The following is a 17,135-nucleotide window of genomic DNA, read 5'->3' as shown; positions in this document are numbered from 1 at the left end:
CCCCTAAATGGAGTCCTTTTTTCGTGCTTCTAAAGCTGTAGCGAGAGGGAGACTTGAACTCCCGACCTCAGGGTTATGAATCCTGCGCTCTAACCACCTGAGCTACCTCGCCATCGTGGTCAAATACTCTTTGCGATCAATAGAGCTTTTTAGCGGGTGCAAATATAAAAGAAAGTTTTGCCGAACTCAAAATGAGAATTGATTTTATGAAATGTGGTTTATTTTTTTATATTACCTCCAATTATAGAATACCCCAAGTCAATAACCCCTTATTACATGAGTGAAAAGATCAAATTTGAGATGGAATTTGTGATCCAATCTTCCCCTCAAATGCTTTATCAATACATTTCTACACCTTCGGGCTTATCGGAATGGTTTGCCGACAACGTCAACTCCAGAGGCGAAAAATTTGTCTTTATCTGGGATGGGGCGGAAGAAGATGCTAAACTTCTCAAGAAAAAAAGTGACGAGTTCGCTCGATTTGCTTGGGATGAGAGCGAGGACAACAGCTATTTTGAGATGCGTATCATCGTGGATGAAATCACTTCGGATGTTTCCTTATTCATTACAGATTTTGCGGAAGAGTCCGAAATGGATGAGGCCAAAATGCTTTGGGATAACCAAATCTCAGACCTCAAGCACATTCTGGGCTCAGTTTAAGACTGTAAAACCCTTTTATCGAGGGCTTTCTTCTTAATTTTGCGATTCTAAATTTCGGGTATGCAACTATGGAACCTGGATGGGAATTTTGTGGAATACGATAAGATTCCGGTTTCGCTTTTTAATCGATCCTTTTATTTCGGAGATTCTTTAACCGAACCTCTTTGGATTCAGGACGGCTTTATTCCGTTTTGGGAGGAGCATTATTTTCACCTGATGGCTTCGATGCGTAAGCTTCGTTACGCGATTCCCATGGAATTTACTCCGGAATACCTGGAACAGCAATGCTTAGCGCTTTGGGAAAAGGCCGGTAAACCAGCGAAACTATATCTCGAGATACAAGTTGTTAGAAGCCAAACCCAGGTGCCTTGGTCCAAAGAAGGTGGAGTACACTTCTTGATTCATACTATTGAAGACCTACCAATGGCGACATTAAGTCCAGATGCCGAAGCGGAAGAGTGCGAGCTGTATAAGGACCACTACTTGCCGAGTGGACTTTTAGCCAATCTTTCATCTCCAAACCCCGCGGCAATTTCGGTTGCACATTCTTTTGCTATAGAGAATGGATACGCCGACTGTGCGCTGCTCAACGAGAGTAAACAAGTGGTCAGGGCTTTGAGCGGACTCATTTTTATTGCTTCAGAGGACGGAATAAAAATTCCAGAATTATCCGGTGGGTCTCCTGCCTGGGTTGTTCGTAAGCAAGCTTTGATTTTACTGGACGCTATGGCCAGGGAAAATGACTGGTCCATTGAGGAAGTGGCTATTTCTCCTTTCGAAATACCCAAAGCCAAGGAAGTTTTTACCATGGACCCCTACGCTCGTCTTTATTCGTGGAAAAAATACAGAAAGACCGTCTACCAACAGTTCAGTTGGAAGGAACGCTTAGAAGAGGCTTTTCAGGGCGCTTGTTTGCCTAAAGAAGAAAAGGAAGAAGCCTAGTTATACGAAGGGTCTTCTGGTGCATTGGACCAGAGCAGGTAATCACCTCCTAATTCAATCATGTTTTCCTTCCAGAAAGAAAGAGAAGACTTTTGGATAATGCTACTTTCATAGCTATTGGGGACCACCACCCAGGACTTGGAATTCAATTCTTCTGAAAGTTGTAGACTGGCCCAGCCAGAATAACCCAAGAAGAAGCGAATGTCGCCTTGTTTAATTACTCCTTGGTTGATAAGTTCAATGGTTTTGTCAAAATCTCCACCCCAATAGATTCCATCGGAAATCTCCACACTGCCTTGAATCAGTTCAGGTACCTTGTGGATAAAGTAGAGGTTGTCTTGTTCTACAGGACCTCCATTAAAAACAGGGAAGGGTACCTCGATATCGGGAATCAGTTCGTGAATCTGATATTCGAGTGGTTTGTTGAGGATAAAGCCCACAGAACCTTCTTCATTGTGTTCTGCGATAAGAACCACGGAACGATTGAAGGAGACGTCTCCAGTAAGAGTCGGCTCTGCAATCAGAAGGTTTCCTTTTTTGGGTTCTTGTGAAAGCATTGGGTGCATGGCTTTATTCTAAATTTACTATTCTCATTTTGAATGACAAAAACGTTCTAAAAAAGAAAAGCACTTCACGACGGAAGTGCTTTTTCAGATAATCAACAATATTGCGATTAGTTCACAGCGTTCCCTAGTTCAGTTCCAGCTTTAAACTTTACTACATTTTTAGCAGCAATTTTGATGGTTTTACCAGTTTGTGGGTTACGACCTTCACGAGCGTTGCGCTTCGATACAGACCATGAACCGAATCCAACTAGAGAAACACGGTCACCTTTTTTCAAAGAACCTTCTACGTTACCCAAGAAAGATTCCAATGCTTTTTTGGCTGCTGCCTTTGTGATACCGGCGTCAGCCGCCATAGCATCGATTAATTCTGTTTTGTTCATAATAGCATATTATTAATTGGTGTTACTAATGATACTTCGAACAAATTTATATGGAAAACGCTCCGACGCAAGTGTAGACGCGGGAAATCGGGGTTTTTGTTGATAACTTGAACCCTTTGTTGATAAAGGAAGGAGTTTTTAACCAAATTTCGCCCAGCCTAGAGCCAGTCTAGGCTCAGCCTTATTCTACCCAAGTACCCTCTTCGAGCTGCCAGCCATTGAGTAAATCTTGGACCAGCATCTTTCTTTTTCCCGGTATTTGCATTTCCAAAATTCGCAACCAACCCTCCAGGTGTTTAATCCAGATTTGCTTTCCGATTTGCACAACAGCCAGACCCTTCTCGCGATCAGTCTGTCCGTTTTCTATCGATTCTGGTGCAGAGGAGTTTGAATCGAGTTGAAGAACCTTTACAGGACCGAGGGCTTTGGTTTCCTGACCATTCTTCCAATAAAAAGTAGTCCAGGCAGCCGGATAGGGACTTAGGCCTCTGGTAAAATTATGGAGTTGCTCCAGAGATTGGCTCCAGTCAATTTCGCAGGTTTCTCTGTGAATCTTGGGAGCTTCTTTGAGCTGATTTACTTCTTCTTGAACTACTGCCTTTGCTTTTCCATCAGAAATGAGCTCAACGGTCTTGACAATGAGCGAGGCGCCTAAGGCCATTAATTTATCGTGGAGTTGACCTGCATTTTCTTCTGGTAGGATGGAACAGCGTTCTTGAAGAAGGATGGCACCGGTATCAATTTTTTCGTCAATAAAAAAGGTGGTTACTCCGCTTTCTGTTTCACCATTGATCAGGGCCCAATTGATTGGCGCAGCACCTCTGTACTGTGGTAAGAGAGAAGCGTGTAAGTTGAAAGTACCCAGGGGAGGCATACCCCATACGACCTTAGGAAGCATTCTAAACGCGACGATAATTTGGAGATCTGCTTTAAGCGCAGCGAGTTCCATTAAAAACCCTTTGTCTCTTAGTTTCTGGGGTTGAAGTACGGGAATGCCTTTTTCCAAGGCATACTTTTTCACAGCGGAAGACTGAAGCTTTCTTCCGCGTCCCGAGGGACGATCAGGGGCGGTAACCACTCCAATCACTTGGAAGTTTTGTTCTAGAAGTGCTTCTAGTCCAGCCACTGCAAACTCTGGTGTCCCCATATAAACAATGCGGAGGTTTTCTTTATCTTTTGTCATCGCCGGCAAATATCCTGATTTCTGCTGGCTTATTGGCTCTCTTCGGATAGAAAGCGGAGGCCTTCTTCTTTAATGAGATAGGTCATATCGGTTTGCATCCCAATAAAGGAATGATCAAGCATGTACTTTACCTGCTTCAAGAAAAGATCGGGCAAATGAATAATATCAGGCAGGTCCCCCAGCTCTTTTGAATTGCCCTTGAGTTGAATCTGGGCAAGATGAGTGAGCCAGGCACGGGAGCCTCGGGATTCTTCTTGTAATTCCCGGAGCATCCAACGCCGAAAAGCCCGTTCAAAAGGAGAGTCTATTCTTCGTTCAACGCAGAGATCGCAGCGGCCACAGGCTTTGTGCTCTTCCGAAAAGTACTGCAAGATGAAATGCATACGGCAGCCCTTATCGAGTTGCGCATAGCGCTGCATGGGTTCCAAACGTCGCAATTTCATGGATCGAAAGGTCTTGAGTTCCTTTTTGACTCTTGACAGACTCATATCGTCTTCTCTTGCTTCCAAAAGGGTTATACTCATGTGCAGGTTAGGAGGAAAGTAGGTTATCATGCCTTGGATTTCAGCAAATTCCAACTGTTCTTCCAGCAGGCCTGTTCGGGTTTTCAGTTTACGGGCCAACAAATACATATTGACTTTGGTAGGGCGGTCTAATATCCCTCCATAAACTCGGAGTAATTGAGTGAAAAGCGGCTCCATAAAAGGAGATTGTTTCAGGAATTCAAGAACCTTATCCCGAGCAGCGATAACCTGAATTTGAGCGAAAGGGTCATTTTGATTGGATAAGGCCAGTAGTCCATAACGTTCTAAGAACTGAAGGGCTTGGAGTACCGGCAAGGGTTCAAAGCTGTATCGCCGGGTAAAATCCAGAATATCAAAACCAAATACCTCTCCTTTGCCTTCCGCAAAGGCCACCTGATAATAGGCCATCAGGCGACGGTAAATATCCTTTATTTGTTCAAAAGAGGGGATGCTGTCCACAAATCGTTGTTTTTGTATTTCAAGACTTTTTTTGCTTAGCAATAAAACTGCACTGGCAGAAAGTCCATCGCGACCCGCACGCCCAACTTCTTGGTAGTAGTTTTCGATGTTCTCTGGCAGGTCGTAATGAACGACCAAGCGAACATCGGATTTGTCGATGCCCATACCGAAAGCGTTGGTGGCAACCATGTTGCGTTTTTCGTCTCGAATCCAAGCCTTCATCTGCTTTTCTTTTTCAGATGAACTCAGCCCCCCGTGAAAAAAGCTCGAAGGGATTCCCCGCTGGTTAAGCCATTCAGCTAGGCGAATGCTTTCTTTACGAGTACCCACGTAGACCAAGGAAGGCCCCATATTGAGTTCTAGTAACCAACGGAGTTGTTCTTCTTTGTTCTGCGTGTAACGTACAGATAAACTGAGTTTTTTACGAGCAAAACTGTCTTTGACTACTGCATAGGAGGGAAGTCCCAACTTGCTCAGGATATCGGATTGAACCTGATCCGTTGCCGTTGCGGTCAACGCCAATAAAGGCACCCCGGGGTACCATTCTTTGAGCACGTGAAGTTCCAGATAAGAAGGTCGAAAATCGGGTCCCCATTGGGAGATACAGTGGGCCTCATCGATGGCAACAAGAGAAACGGGCAAGCGCTGAAGGATTTCTTTCATCCCTTCCTGAAGCAACCGTTCAGGAGAGAGGTATAAGAATTTATAGTCTCCGTAGAGGCAGTTGTCAATTAGTCGAATCAAATCATCTTGACTGATGGATCCGGTAAGCCCCATGGCCTTAATTCCTTTTTGCTGCAGCCGGTTGACTTGGTCTTGAATCAAGGCAATCAAAGGGGAGACCACAAGGCATAAACCTGGTTGGATCAGAGTGGGAAGCTGAAAACAAAGCGATTTACCTGCACCCGTGGGAAGGAGGGCTAGGGTGTCTACCTTGTCCAGCATGCGGAAGATAATATTTTCTTGCTCTCCTCTTAAAGCGGAATATCCCCAATACTGTTCCAGCGTTTGAAACAGCAGTTTAGATTCGGCGGTTCGGGAAGGACTCTTGGGGTTGTCCATATTCAAATGTAGGTGAAATTCTTTGAGTGGGTTTTTTCCTACTTTTTTTCTTTTGTTGCGATAGCTCTTAAAATGAATTCAATCCGCTCTTCGATAGTTCCAGTGGGAACGAATAGGGGCGCGTAACCAAAGTGCTGGTAGCTGGCCAGAAGGCTCACGTGAATCCGTTCTGCTTCCTCGAAAGGTTCCAAACGTTGATCGTCTTGAACATAAATACCCTGCCAAGGTGGAAGCAAAAAAACAGTATCGTAGCGCAAAGTCTCGGCAGCGTCGATAAAATGATTTGGGTACTCCTGTTCAAAATGATCCATGTATCCCAAAACATCAATGACGCTTCGGTCGAAAAAGCAAAGTTCTTTGCCCGTGTTCTCTGCCTCTTTCCATTGGGCACTTCTTCCTTCGAGTAAGAGTGTGTTAAAATGCAAGGGGTCCTTACTAAAAGTAAGCGGGTTGATCTGTTGCTCTTCTTGAGCGGTCTCTTTTTTAAGTTGCTCGGTGAACGTCCTGATGATTTCAGGGAAACAGTGATAGCCCTTATCAATCAAATTATCAATCAAACATGTCTTGCCTGTTCCGGGCCCTCCGCTAATTGCAATTCTCTGCACTTCTTTATTCTTATATTGAGTAAAATAATCCGCTATCTTTGTCCAAAACCCGGCCATGAGCAAAGAGAATTCCGAAGAATTTTACGAAAGGTTACGGATTCAGCTGGAAGACAATTCAACCTGGCCTTCCACATATCTCTACAAATTTATAGTACCTACAGATCAAGCCAAAATAGATCAGATTTACGATATTTTTGATCAAAACGGTGCTGTAATAGAATCCAAGAAATCAAAGAACGGAAATTATACCAGTGTTTCCATTACGGTAGTTATGGAGGATCCTTTAGCAGTTATCGCTAAGTACAAAGAGGTCAGCGTTGTTGAAGGGGTCATATCTTTGTAGGTCTGGAGGAAGGTTCCATCGATAATTTTGTTAATTTGCGAGCGTTAGCCATGAGGTGTGTTCGATTACTTCATCCGCACTCGGCACTAAACTCTTATTTTTTTGGATTCACTTGATCATTTAGAATACAACACGGAACGACCACAAATGCACATTCCGGAATACGGAAGACATTTTCAGAAAATGGTTGACCACGCGGTGTCTATTGAAGACCGCGAAAAAAGAAATCAAATTGCACAGGCCATTATCAGTGTGATGGGGAATATGCAGCCTCATTTGCGTGATGTGCCTGATTTTCAGCATAAACTCTGGGATCAACTCTTTATCATGAGTGATTTTCAGCTGGAAGTGGATTCGCCTTATCCGATTCCGTCCAAGGAACTTTTGGCTCAGCGCCCAGATCCTTTGGATTATCCGCAGAACCACCCGAAATACCGTTTTTATGGGAACAACATTAAGCGTATGATTGATGTTGCGATCAGTTGGGATAAAGGGGACATGCGTTCCGGTTTGGAATACGCTATTGCCAACCACATGAAAAAATGCTACCTCAATTGGAACAAGGATACTGTAGAGGATACAGCTATTTTTGCTCACCTCAAAGAGTTGAGTGATGGCGCCATAGACTTGGCCAATGGAGAAACAACCTTGACCGAAAGTGGTCAGTTCCTCAAGAACCGGGTGCAGAAATCCAATCGTTCCGTAGGAAAGAAGGGCAAACACAACAACAGAGGAAAGAAACGTCACAACAACTAACTCAGCCACGCTATGGGCAGTTTTACTATTGAAGGAGGCCACTCCTTATCTGGTTCTATTACACCCCAAGGAGCCAAGAACGAAGCCTTGCAAATTCTTTGCGCTGTTTTACTTACCGCAGAGCCTGTAGAAATCAGTAATATTCCGGACATCGTTGATGTCAATAAACTCATCGCCCTATTGGGTTCTTTGGGTGTCAAAGTCGAAAATCTTGGACCTGGTCAGTACCGTTTTCAAGCCGATCAAGTAGACCTGGACTACCTTCAATCTGATGACTTTAAGAGAGATGGTCGAGGTCTTCGGGGCTCCATTATGCTTGTAGGGCCGTTACTGGGGAGGTTTGGTAGGGGCTATATTCCGAAACCAGGAGGAGATAAGATTGGCCGCAGACGTCTCGATACCCACTTTGAAGGCTTTATCAAATTGGGAGCCCGGTTCCGTTACAACCGAGAAGAGTACTTCTACGGGGTAGAAGCCGAAAAATTAACAGGGACTTACATGCTTCTTGATGAGGCATCGGTCACAGGAACGGCGAATATTGTGATGGCTGCTGTTCTTGCGGAAGGAGAAACCACCATCTACAACGCCGCTTGTGAACCGTATCTACAGCAGCTGTGTAAAATGCTTGTGCGCATGGGGGCTAAGATTGAAGGCATTGGTTCCAACCTTTTAAAAATTCAAGGGGTCAGCAGCTTAAATGGAACCACCCACCGCATGTTGCCCGACATGATTGAGATTGGTAGTTGGATCGGGCTCGCAGCCATGACGCGCAGCGAACTGCGTATTAAAGACGTCAGCTGGAATGACTTAGGTCAAATACCCAATGCTTTTCAGCGTCTGGGAATTCAAGTCAATCGCGAGAATGATGATATTTTGATTCCCGCTCATACGGATGGATATGCGATCCAAAATTTTATTGACGGTTCCATCATGACCATCGCTGACGCTCCATGGCCGGGGTTAACACCGGATTTATTGAGTATTATTCTTGTGGTAGCTATTCAATCCAGAGGAGAAGTGGTTATTCACCAGAAAATGTTTGAAAGCCGCTTATTTTTCGTGGACAAGCTCATCGATATGGGGGCTAAGATCATTTTATGTGATCCGCACAGGGCTACCGTAATCGGTCACGATTTTCAATCTCAATTGAAGGCAACCAATATGACCTCGCCTGATATTCGTGCGGGTGTTTCGCTGTTGATTGCGGCCTTATCGGCTAAGGGAACTTCGACTATTCACAATATTGAGCAAATTGATCGGGGTTATGAGCGAATCGATGAGCGCCTTCGAAATATTGGGGCGATGATTACCCGAAACGCGTAAAAGAGAGTACTTCCAAAGCAAATAGTACAGTCCAGCTCCACGAACGAATATAGTTTTTGGAGACAAGACCTTGTAGGTCGTTGTCGTTGTAATGACCACTGCTGATCTTGGTGTGAAGGGGAACAAAAAATCCAATGGTCATCACCCAAGTGATTCCTACACAAATGCATTTTGCGACGCTGAGGGCTCCAAAATCTTCAACGAGTAAAAAGGCATATCCCAACACCTGTAAAACCATTAAAGGGCCAGCAATTCTGCCCATTCTTGGCGCATACTTGTTGTGCCAGGGCAAGAAGTTTTCTTTAGAATAATAGGGGAAGGAAGGATAAATCATCCACTGTACGGTCCAAATAAGGACTAGTGTACCGAAATCCAGTACTAATAAAAATGTTTTAAGTCCAGCAAGATCCGTAAACATGAGCGTTCTTTCTTCAGGAAAGCTCCAGGATTTCTCTTAGTTCATCGAAAAAGGTCAAGGCGAGGGGATTGGGCTTTTCGAGTGCTTTTGAAGATTCGAAAATCTGATCCACCATGCCCAGTTTGTACTGAGAGGCTCCCTGGGGGTCTCCGAAATCGTGAAATGCCATACTCCATTGATCGAAAAGGCGATCTTCAAGTTGATGGTGGCCCAAAAACTGAAGGTTGGTGTGCCTGCCGTCGGCTTTAATGCGTTCGAATAAGGATTCAACCTCTTGGTCTGGTCCTTCGATCAATTGCATAAATTGTTGTTTATGGTATACTAAGCAGCCGGTAATTTGATTCTCGCTATTGTAATCGCGAGCCGTGCTTAGCATTTTATAAATTTTGGGAATATCAAAGCCATCGATGGCTTCAGATTTATAGATAATGGAGAGCATAAACAATTCGTAGCTTACGCCAACTAAAATAAATATTTTTGTTTAACTACAAAAGGCCATAATGAGCTAAAACACTCATAAACAATAAACAAAACTTCAAACAAAAGGTGATGTTGCCTCTATTTTGTTTATAATCAGGGAGTTTCTTTGTGCCCATCCGGGTAAAGAGCAAATCGACCTTCTGTTGATTCATGCACAGGATCTGCGTGTCGCCAGGGCCAACCTCCAAATTGAGTTAAGCGATAATTTTCAAAGGCCTTTCGCATCTCTTCCGGAGTGTTGGTGACAAAAGGACCTTGTTGAACTACGGGTTCGCCTATGGGTTTGGCTTGCAGCAGGAGTATACGTACTTCTGTCTCCGCTTTAATGGTCAGGGCTTTCCCGCATTCAAAATGAATGCCCTGGCTGTTGGTTAGCTCCTTCCCATTGACAAGAGCCTTCGCACCATCGTAAAGAAATACACTGCCTTGTGGATGATTCCCCGCTTCAAATCCCCATTTTGCACCGGCCTCCATGACAATATCCCAAATGCGTACGCCATGGTCTGGGTCATTTGCCCAACTATTCGGAGGGGCATCAAGAGCATCGGCAGCCCCATTTGAACCCGAAATGAGACGAACAAGAGTACCATTTGATTCGATTTTAGGAATCTTTTCGTGCCATAACATCTTAAAGTGGGGTGGAGCTTGCTTGCTTTTTGCTGGAAGGTTAAGCCAAATCTGAAAAAGTTCCAAGAGATTTTCGGCTTCCTGATTCAGCAGAGGAAACATTTCGCTGTGTTGAACGCCTGATCCTGCCGTCATCCACTGCACATCACCCTGTCCGAAACGACCAGCAGCACCCAAGGAATCTGCATGGTCACAAAAGCCGGTTTTTACAATGGTTACTGTTTCGAAACCACAGTGCGGATGGTACGGAAACCCAGGAATCGTTTGTCCATGGTACATTCTCCAGGGCAAAGCTGGATTAAAGTCTTGCCCTATGGGCCGACCTTCTAAAAAGACCGGGTTCGGTCCGAGCTCTGCGGTGCCTTTAGGATACTGATCCTGGTGATAGACACAAAAGAGAAAAGGGTCTCGAGTAGGCCAGGGCCCAGGTCCAATGGTAAATGGAACTCCGTTTTGTTGCATAGTAATTTAGTTGTTTGCGATTGGAGGTGGACCTTCTGGAATCATGGCCTTATAGACCTCGTCTCCTTTTCTTTCGCGGTATTCTGCTTTGACTTCTTCTACCCATTTTGGTTCTCAAAGAGATCAAGCATGGTCATGCCCATGGCCTTGGAGGCGTAGATCATCCCTTTATGGCCAATACTCATCCCTCCGCAGGCAACAACAGCCCAGCTGTGCCAGGGAGTGTCTTTTGGGGCCGTGGTGACCCGAAGATTGATGTTGGCTACATTCCAACTCACATCTCCCACATCTGTTGATCCGCCACCGGGATTCTCTCTTGTATTGCGCAGAGGAGTGATTTTACCATCCATTCCAACTTGGTCTTTGCCAGTTACTTCCTGAATTTTCTTGCCAAATACAGTTTCTTCTGGGGTGTATTCGATCGGACCGAGTAGCTCTAAATTGTCTTGCATGATAGCACCTCCTCGGCGGTTGACCAGCACTTCGTAAATACCCGAAATCAAGCTAATCTTATAATCTACATTGGCCATAATGGCTGCTCCCTCTGCCATCTTTTGAACCTGTTCATAAACCGGTAGCATGCCACTTCTTTTGGTATCGCGTACCCGAACCCAAAGCCTGGAGTAATCCGGTACAACATTCACTACTTGCCCTCCGTCCTGGATATGGTAATGGATGCGAACGGTGGGTTTTACGTGTTCGCGGTAGTAATTTATTCCGGTAGTATAGAGTTCCAAGGCGTCGGAGGCACTGCGTCCGTTCCACGGATCTCCAGCAGCATGAGCAGCCTGCCCATAAAATTCGACTTTAAAATCGACCAGGGCCAAGGAGCTCTGTACGTCGGCTTCGGTTTTAGCCGAAGGATGCCAACTGATATTCACGTCGACATCATCCCAGAGTCCGGCTTCCACCATCCATATTTTGCCGAAGAACTTTTCTTCCGCTGGTGTTCCCATAAATTTTACCGTTCCCGATATTTTACCTGCTTCTATAAGTTCTTTAATGGCGATAGCGGCACCCAGACTTCCTGCACCGAATAAATTGTGACCACAACCGTGACCGGCGGCTCCTTCATTGAGCGCTTCTTTAGTGGGCTGGGCTTTTTGAGAAATACCGGGTAAAGCATCAAACTCCCCCAATACGCTGATTACCGGTTTACCACTGCCGTAGGTAGCGACAAAAGCCGTAGGCATTCCCGCAACACCACGCTTAACCTGAAACCCATTCTTTTCGGCATAGTCTGCCAATATTCGAGAGGATTCCGCTTCATTAAATGCGGTCTCGGCCAATGCCCAGATGGAGTCGCTCAAGGAAACTAGAGCGGATTGATGTTTTTCAACAGAAGCGATGAGAGCTTTCTTGTTCTTACTCATTCGTTGGGCGCTCAGGGTGCTTACCCCCAATACAGCCACCACTAAAAGCGCAATTTTGGTTGTTTTCATTTTGTTTTCTTGTGGATCAACCTAAAAGTACAAAAATGAATTCGCTGTTGGCCTAAGTGTTGTCCAAAGCCGTTTTGTAGACAGAAAGGCAACGTTCTCTTGCGGCTTTGTGATCAACCATGGGGCTGGAGTAAGTCAGTTCCTGTAATTCTGGTATCCAGGTGGAAATGTATTCTAATGCCTTATCAAACTTTTGAATCTGGGTGGTAGGATTGAAGATTCGGAAGTAAGGGGCAGCGTCGACACCGCTTCCAGCAGACCATTGCCAGTTACCTATATTACTGGCTTGTTCATAATCAAGGAGTTTTTCTGCGAAATAAGCCTCGCCCCAACGCCAATCAATCAGAAGATGTTTACATAAAAAGCTGGAAACGAGCATACGGACCCTGTTGTGCATGTAGCCCGTAGCATTGAGTTGTCTCATTCCGGCATCAATGAGTGGAAAGCCCGTGTTGCCCGATTTCCATAGTTCGAATTCCTCCTTGTTATTACGCCAGGGAATGCGATCGTAAGCCGGTTTGAAGGATTGGGTTACGGTATGCGGAAAATGCCAAAGAATCTGCATAAAGAACTCTCTCCAGATCAGTTCTTGAAGAAAGGTGATGTTGTTTTCCATTCTCGCTCTTTCCACAATTTTGCGTACCGAGACTTGTCCAAATCTCAAGTATGGACCTAGTTGTGAGGTTCCTTCACTTTGGGCAGGAAAGTTTCGTTTTGCCTCATAATCTTGAATTAATTCTCGGGTGAGGCGATAAGCCGGTACACGAATTGGAGAAGGAGTAAACCCCATTTCTTTTAGCGTTACATGCGGTGCGTCGTTCGTTGGGCGGAGATTAGAAAATAAAGGAGTTGTTTTGTATTCCAGTAAATGAAGTGAAGGATTCAGCAACTCCAACCAACGGTTCTTATAGGGGGTATACACTACATAAGCCCCGCCGTCTTTTTTAACCACCTCGTTTTTTTCGAAAATAACCTGATCCTTAAAAGATCGGCTGATAACTCCGTTCTTTTCCATTAAAGCAACGACCTCTTGGTCTCGCCTCAAGGCATAGGGCTCATAATCGTGGTTAAAATACAGGGCTTCTACTTCGAATTCTTGCAAGAGCCGGCTAAAAATATCGATAGGATTCCCGTAATAAAGTGCAATATCCGAAGAAGTCGTCTGTTTAATTTCTTCCCGCATGGCTTGAAGCGTTTCGTATATAAAACTCACCCTTGCATCATCCTTAGGTAGCTCATTGAGGATTTGCTGATCAAAAATAAAGAGGGGAAGTACAGGTACCTGATCGTTGAGAGTGTGGTATAGGGCAACGTTATCTTCCCAACGCAGGTCTCTACGGAACCAAAACAGACGAACCTTCTCTTTCATGTATGATTTGTTCTTAAACGCTTAAGCTTGATTTTCCTCCATCAACACCAAAAACTTGCCCGGTAATCCAACTGCTGTTATCATTGAGCAAGAAGGCTGTCATTTGTGCAATGTCGTTGGCTTCACCAACTCTTTTCAAAGGGTGTCGTTCAGCCATCATCTCTCTTTTTTTGTCATTATTCAAAAGTCGTGCAGCCAAGGGAGTGTCGACCAGAGAAGGGGCGATTGCATTGACCCGGATTTTGGGAGCGTATTCGGCGGCCATGGAACGAACAAATCCTTCAATGGCTCCCTTAGAGGAAGCAATGCTGCTGTGAAAGGGCATTCCGGTCTGGACGGCTACAGTAGAATAGAAGACCATACTGGACCCCTGCTTCATCCGGTCAATAACTCCTTTTACCGTCCGAACGAGCCCGAAAAAGTTCAGTTCCATTTCTTCCTTAAATTGATCTACTGATAACATTTTAAATGGCTTTAGATTGATTGAGCCAGGACAGTATACCAAGCTGTCCATTTCTGCCGGTAATGCAAGAAAAGCGACATCGTCTGTCAATACATCAAAAGGGAGGTGTGTAATATTATCTGCCGTGTGCGACTCATTTGTTCGGGAAGCGATGAAAATGTCGTCTTCTTTGGGAAGGAGTTCAACTAGTGCTGCTCCAATTCCGTAGGAACCGCCAATAATGAGATGTTTCTTAGCCATTTGTTTTTAAGGGTTGTATAGTTAAATGACTTTTATGTCCTGCAAGGGATCCAAAAAAGCCTTTCAGTTTATCTTCTCTGTAGCGGAAGGTTTCTAAGAGTTGCTTCTTGATAAAAAGACTTTGTGCTAGCTTACCTAATAAGCCCATTGGCAAGGCATAATGTACAAGGTCTCTGATTTCCACACCTTCATCTACCGGATGGATTTGATGTTGATGATGCCAAAGTTTATAAGGGCCGGCCAATTGAATGTCAATAAAGTATTCTTTCGGTTTTATGGTGCTGATTTCACTGACCCATCGGGTAGTAAAACCAGGTAAAGGAGAAAGCTGATAAACAAAAACCTGGCCTTCATAAAAACCCTCTTCTTTTGGCTGAAGCATGCTGAACTTTACTTTGGAGGGGGTAATTTTAAGAAGGTTTGCCGGACTCGATAGGAAGTCCCAGGCTTCATGAACCGAAATCGGCAAATACAAACGGCTTTCGATATGGTAAATGGTCACAACTTCCTTTTTTACAAAGATAGAACTAGAATGTTCGATAAAAAGTTAAAAAAGCTAAACAAAAAGAAGTATTTGTTGTTTTGCACTTGAACGAACTCTTGGTGCATTCAGACCCAAAAGACTTCCGTATTGCTTTGATTTGCTTTATTTTGAGATGATTTTGCACTCGGCCAATGATTAAGATTAGATTCCATTTGAATAAGCAGATCTTTTATTCCCTTGTCTTCTTTTGGAGTGGGCTAGCTGCGGCGCAAATTCAAGTAAGTGTATTGGACACCCTTCCATTCTCCTTGAGGGAATCCTCTGGATTGGCTCCCTTTGGTCAGCAGTGGATTACCCACAACGATAGTGGAGATATGCCACAGGTCTATATCGTCGAGCGAACCGATACCGAAAACCCCAGAACGGTCATTATTGAAGGGGTAACACATACGGACTGGGAAGATATCGCTGTGGATGATACCTATTTGTATATCGGGGATTTCGGAAATAACCAGGGAAGCCGGCAAAACCTGCGAATTTACAGAGTACCTCTCGCTGAATTAAACGCTAATACGGCAACGGCAGAGGTCATTGAGTTTGCATACGAAGATCAAACCGATTTTACGCCGAGCCCGGACACTAATTTTGATGCGGAAGCCCTTGTTTCTATCGGTAATTCCCTTTTTGTTTTAACCAAAGAAAGAGGACGACTAGGAACCACGGCTTACCAGATACCCAAGACTCCTGGGCAGCATATTGCGGTTTCAGTAGGGAGCTACCTTGTTAATGGCCTGGTCACGGGCGCCCAATATGACCCCTTCACGGATCGACTCTGGATTTGTGGTTATTCCTCCATTTTATTGCCGTTCGTCGCCTTGGTGGAAGAGGTAAGTGTAGGGGAGTTTTTCTCGGGTAATGAACAGAAGTTTAGCCTGGACACTGGACTGGCTCAAATTGAGGCCTTGTCCATAGATGATACGGGATCCTTGTATATGACTTCGGAACTATTCAACAACACAAGCCCTCCCATAGAGTCTTTATCGCGTCTGTTTCGATTCGAATCGGACTTTCTAGAAGAGGAAGAGGAGGAGGAAGAAGAAGAGGAGGAAGGAGAAAACCCCGGAGAATCCCAATTGGAGGAGGGCGATTTGATTCTTTTTCGTGCCAACGGGGATCCGTTTTTGTACTACCGTTTAGAAACCCAACGACCTATTTTGGGATTAAGTCTCTATGACACCAATGGGCGTGAAATCAAGTTCACACCTTTGGAACGCTTGGGTAATGGCCCTATTGATTTATCTGCCCTTCCTCCGGCGGTCTACTACCTTAGTTTTGTCCTAAGCGATGGTCAACTGACCAAAGCTTTTCTTCGCCCAAGCCGGTTTTAAGCAATTCTTAACAATTCGCCGCAAGGGAGTTGAGTAGCTTTGATGCGCTAATCCTCTTAAATTTTATAGAGATATGAAGAAACTTGCCCTACTGGTCGCAGCTGTACTAACTAGCGGCCTATCGTTTGCACAGATGCAAACCCCACAACCCAGCCCGAGTGAAAAGATCACGACCATGGTTGGATTAACAGAAGTGACCATTGAGTATTCTCGTCCATCCGCTCGCGGAAGAGAAATCTTCGGGAACCTTGTTCCTTATGGAAAGGTCTGGAGAACCGGAGCCAATGCCAATACCAAAGTTACTTTCGGTGATGCAGTGACTGTTGGTGATCAAACCTTAAAAGCAGGTACATACGCGCTTTACTCTAAGCCAGGTGAAAAGACTTGGGATATCATTTTTTATGCCGATGCCAATAACTGGGGAACTCCTCGTAAGTGGGATGACAGCAAGGTTGCTGCGATGATTAATGTTCCTGCAACTAAAATGCCTGATCCGATTAAAGTAGAAACCTTTTCTATTATGTTGGATGAGTTGACAAACAACGGAGCTCACATTGGAATTATGTGGGCAGATGTCTATGTGGGTGTTCCTTTTGGTGTGCCAACTGCAGAAAAAGCGCAAAAGAGTATCGAAGGTGTTATGGCCGGTCCATCAGCTAACGACTACTTCTCTGCGGCCTCCTACTACTACCAAGAAGGTCTTGATATGGAAAAGGCCAAGATGTGGGTAGACAAAGCTGTTGACCTGCGTGAAGAAGCCTTTTGGATGTCCCGTTTGCAATCTTTGATTTACGCGAAAATGGGCAACAAGAAAGGAGCTATTAAAGCGGCGAAGAATTCTTTGGCGAAAGCGAAAGAAGCTGGTAATGCGGACTACGTTAAAATGAACGAAGATTCATTAAAAGAATGGGGGGCGAAGTAAGACTTCCCAATAGTTTAGAAAGCCCGGTACTTGGCCG

Annotated in this window: 18 protein-coding genes, 1 tRNA gene and 1 pseudogene; 7 read left to right on the top strand and 13 right to left on the bottom strand. The window is 44.8% G+C overall.

Going from position 1 to position 17,135, the window contains the following annotated elements; translation table 11 throughout:
• Nucleotides 1-38 precede the first annotated feature (38 nt).
• Nucleotides 39-112: transfer RNA gene (locus tag BST99_RS04930), tRNA-Met, on the bottom strand.
• Nucleotides 113-276: 164 nt separating this feature from the next.
• Between BST99_RS04930 and BST99_RS04925 the strand changes: the two genes are divergently transcribed.
• The gene (locus tag BST99_RS04925; protein WP_105000809.1) at nt 277-660 is read left to right on the top strand and encodes an START-like domain-containing protein; all 384 of its coding nucleotides are present in this window, start codon (nt 277-279) and stop codon (nt 658-660) included.
• Nucleotides 661-720: 60 nt separating this feature from the next.
• Entirely contained in the window at nt 721-1,602 is an 882-nt protein-coding gene (locus tag BST99_RS04920; protein WP_105000808.1) for an aminotransferase class IV, read from the top strand.
• Here BST99_RS04920 and BST99_RS04915 read toward each other — a convergent pair.
• From BST99_RS04915 to BST99_RS04895, 5 genes are all read right to left on the bottom strand, one after another.
• Entirely contained in the window at nt 1,599-2,159 is a 561-nt protein-coding gene (locus tag BST99_RS04915) for a YqgE/AlgH family protein (RefSeq protein WP_105000807.1), read from the bottom strand. The two genes, BST99_RS04920 and BST99_RS04915, sit on opposite strands and share 4 nt — an antisense overlap.
• A gap of 116 nt (nt 2,160-2,275) precedes the next feature.
• Nucleotides 2,276-2,548 (bottom strand): HU family DNA-binding protein, encoded by a 273-nt coding sequence (locus BST99_RS04910; RefSeq protein ID WP_105000806.1) that lies wholly within the window; start codon nt 2,546-2,548, stop codon nt 2,276-2,278.
• A 181-nt stretch (nt 2,549-2,729) separates the two neighbouring features.
• The gene (gene fmt / locus BST99_RS04905; RefSeq protein ID WP_105000805.1) at nt 2,730-3,731 is read right to left on the bottom strand and encodes a methionyl-tRNA formyltransferase; all 1,002 of its coding nucleotides are present in this window, start codon (nt 3,729-3,731) and stop codon (nt 2,730-2,732) included.
• A 29-nt stretch (nt 3,732-3,760) separates the two neighbouring features.
• Nucleotides 3,761-5,776, bottom strand: a complete 2,016-nt coding sequence (locus BST99_RS04900; protein ID WP_105000804.1) for a RecQ family ATP-dependent DNA helicase — start codon at nt 5,774-5,776, stop codon at nt 3,761-3,763.
• 38 nt (nt 5,777-5,814) lie between these two features.
• Nucleotides 5,815-6,381: an AAA family ATPase gene (locus tag BST99_RS04895; RefSeq protein ID WP_245916184.1), complete on the bottom strand. Its 567-nt coding sequence runs from the start codon at nt 6,379-6,381 to the stop codon at nt 5,815-5,817.
• Between the two features lie 55 nt (nt 6,382-6,436).
• Here BST99_RS04895 and BST99_RS04890 point away from each other — a divergent pair, with 55 nt between their 5' ends.
• The 3 genes from BST99_RS04890 (at nt 6,437) to murA (ending at nt 8,803) form a co-directional block, all read left to right on the top strand.
• A complete protein-coding gene (locus BST99_RS04890) occupies nt 6,437-6,724 on the top strand; it encodes a DUF493 family protein (protein ID WP_105000802.1) in 288 nt (95 codons plus the stop codon).
• 147 nt (nt 6,725-6,871) lie between these two features.
• Complete coding sequence (locus BST99_RS04885) at nt 6,872-7,480, top strand: DUF4290 domain-containing protein (RefSeq protein ID WP_394335623.1); 609 nt, start codon at nt 6,872-6,874, stop codon at nt 7,478-7,480.
• 12 nt (nt 7,481-7,492) lie between these two features.
• Entirely contained in the window at nt 7,493-8,803 is a 1,311-nt protein-coding gene (murA, locus tag BST99_RS04880) for a UDP-N-acetylglucosamine 1-carboxyvinyltransferase (RefSeq protein WP_105000800.1), read from the top strand.
• Here the strand turns inward: murA and BST99_RS04875 are convergent.
• The 7 genes and pseudogenes from BST99_RS04875 to BST99_RS04845 all read right to left on the bottom strand — a co-directional run bounded on the left by BST99_RS04875 (nt 8,787) and on the right by BST99_RS04845 (nt 14,686).
• On the bottom strand, nt 8,787-9,221 hold the full coding sequence (locus BST99_RS04875; RefSeq protein ID WP_146106205.1) for a hypothetical protein: 435 nt from the start codon (nt 9,219-9,221) through the stop codon (nt 8,787-8,789). The genes murA and BST99_RS04875 overlap by 17 nt on opposite strands.
• A 13-nt stretch (nt 9,222-9,234) precedes the next feature.
• Entirely contained in the window at nt 9,235-9,660 is a 426-nt protein-coding gene (locus BST99_RS04870) for a BLUF domain-containing protein (protein WP_105000798.1), read from the bottom strand.
• A 134-nt stretch (nt 9,661-9,794) separates the two neighbouring features.
• A complete protein-coding gene (locus tag BST99_RS04865) occupies nt 9,795-10,790 on the bottom strand; it encodes a pirin family protein (RefSeq protein WP_105000797.1) in 996 nt (331 codons plus the stop codon).
• A gap of 6 nt (nt 10,791-10,796) precedes the next feature.
• A pseudogene (locus BST99_RS04860) lies at nt 10,797-12,232 on the bottom strand (amidohydrolase).
• A gap of 52 nt (nt 12,233-12,284) precedes the next feature.
• On the bottom strand, nt 12,285-13,601 hold the full coding sequence (locus tag BST99_RS04855) for a cryptochrome/photolyase family protein (protein ID WP_105000796.1): 1,317 nt from the start codon (nt 13,599-13,601) through the stop codon (nt 12,285-12,287).
• Between the two features lie 13 nt (nt 13,602-13,614).
• Nucleotides 13,615-14,304, bottom strand: a complete 690-nt coding sequence (locus BST99_RS04850) for an SDR family NAD(P)-dependent oxidoreductase (protein WP_105000795.1) — start codon at nt 14,302-14,304, stop codon at nt 13,615-13,617.
• Nucleotides 14,297-14,686: an SRPBCC family protein gene (locus BST99_RS04845; RefSeq protein WP_181044147.1), complete on the bottom strand. Its 390-nt coding sequence runs from the start codon at nt 14,684-14,686 to the stop codon at nt 14,297-14,299. The genes BST99_RS04850 and BST99_RS04845 overlap by 8 nt, the downstream gene beginning before the upstream one ends.
• Before the next feature lie 314 nt (nt 14,687-15,000).
• Between BST99_RS04845 and BST99_RS04840 the strand changes: the two genes are divergently transcribed.
• Together BST99_RS04840 and BST99_RS04835 are read left to right on the top strand one after the other, a co-directional pair.
• A complete protein-coding gene (locus BST99_RS04840; protein ID WP_146106204.1) occupies nt 15,001-16,176 on the top strand; it encodes a T9SS type A sorting domain-containing protein in 1,176 nt (391 codons plus the stop codon).
• A gap of 73 nt (nt 16,177-16,249) precedes the next feature.
• Entirely contained in the window at nt 16,250-17,098 is an 849-nt protein-coding gene (locus BST99_RS04835) for a DUF2911 domain-containing protein (RefSeq protein WP_105000793.1), read from the top strand.
• Nucleotides 17,099-17,135: the final 37 nt, after the last annotated feature.

This window comes from Aureicoccus marinus (assembly GCF_002954325.1).
GTDB classification, from domain to species: domain Bacteria; phylum Bacteroidota; class Bacteroidia; order Flavobacteriales; family Flavobacteriaceae; genus Aureicoccus; species Aureicoccus marinus.
This window is presented reverse-complemented; position numbering and strand designations above follow the sequence as displayed.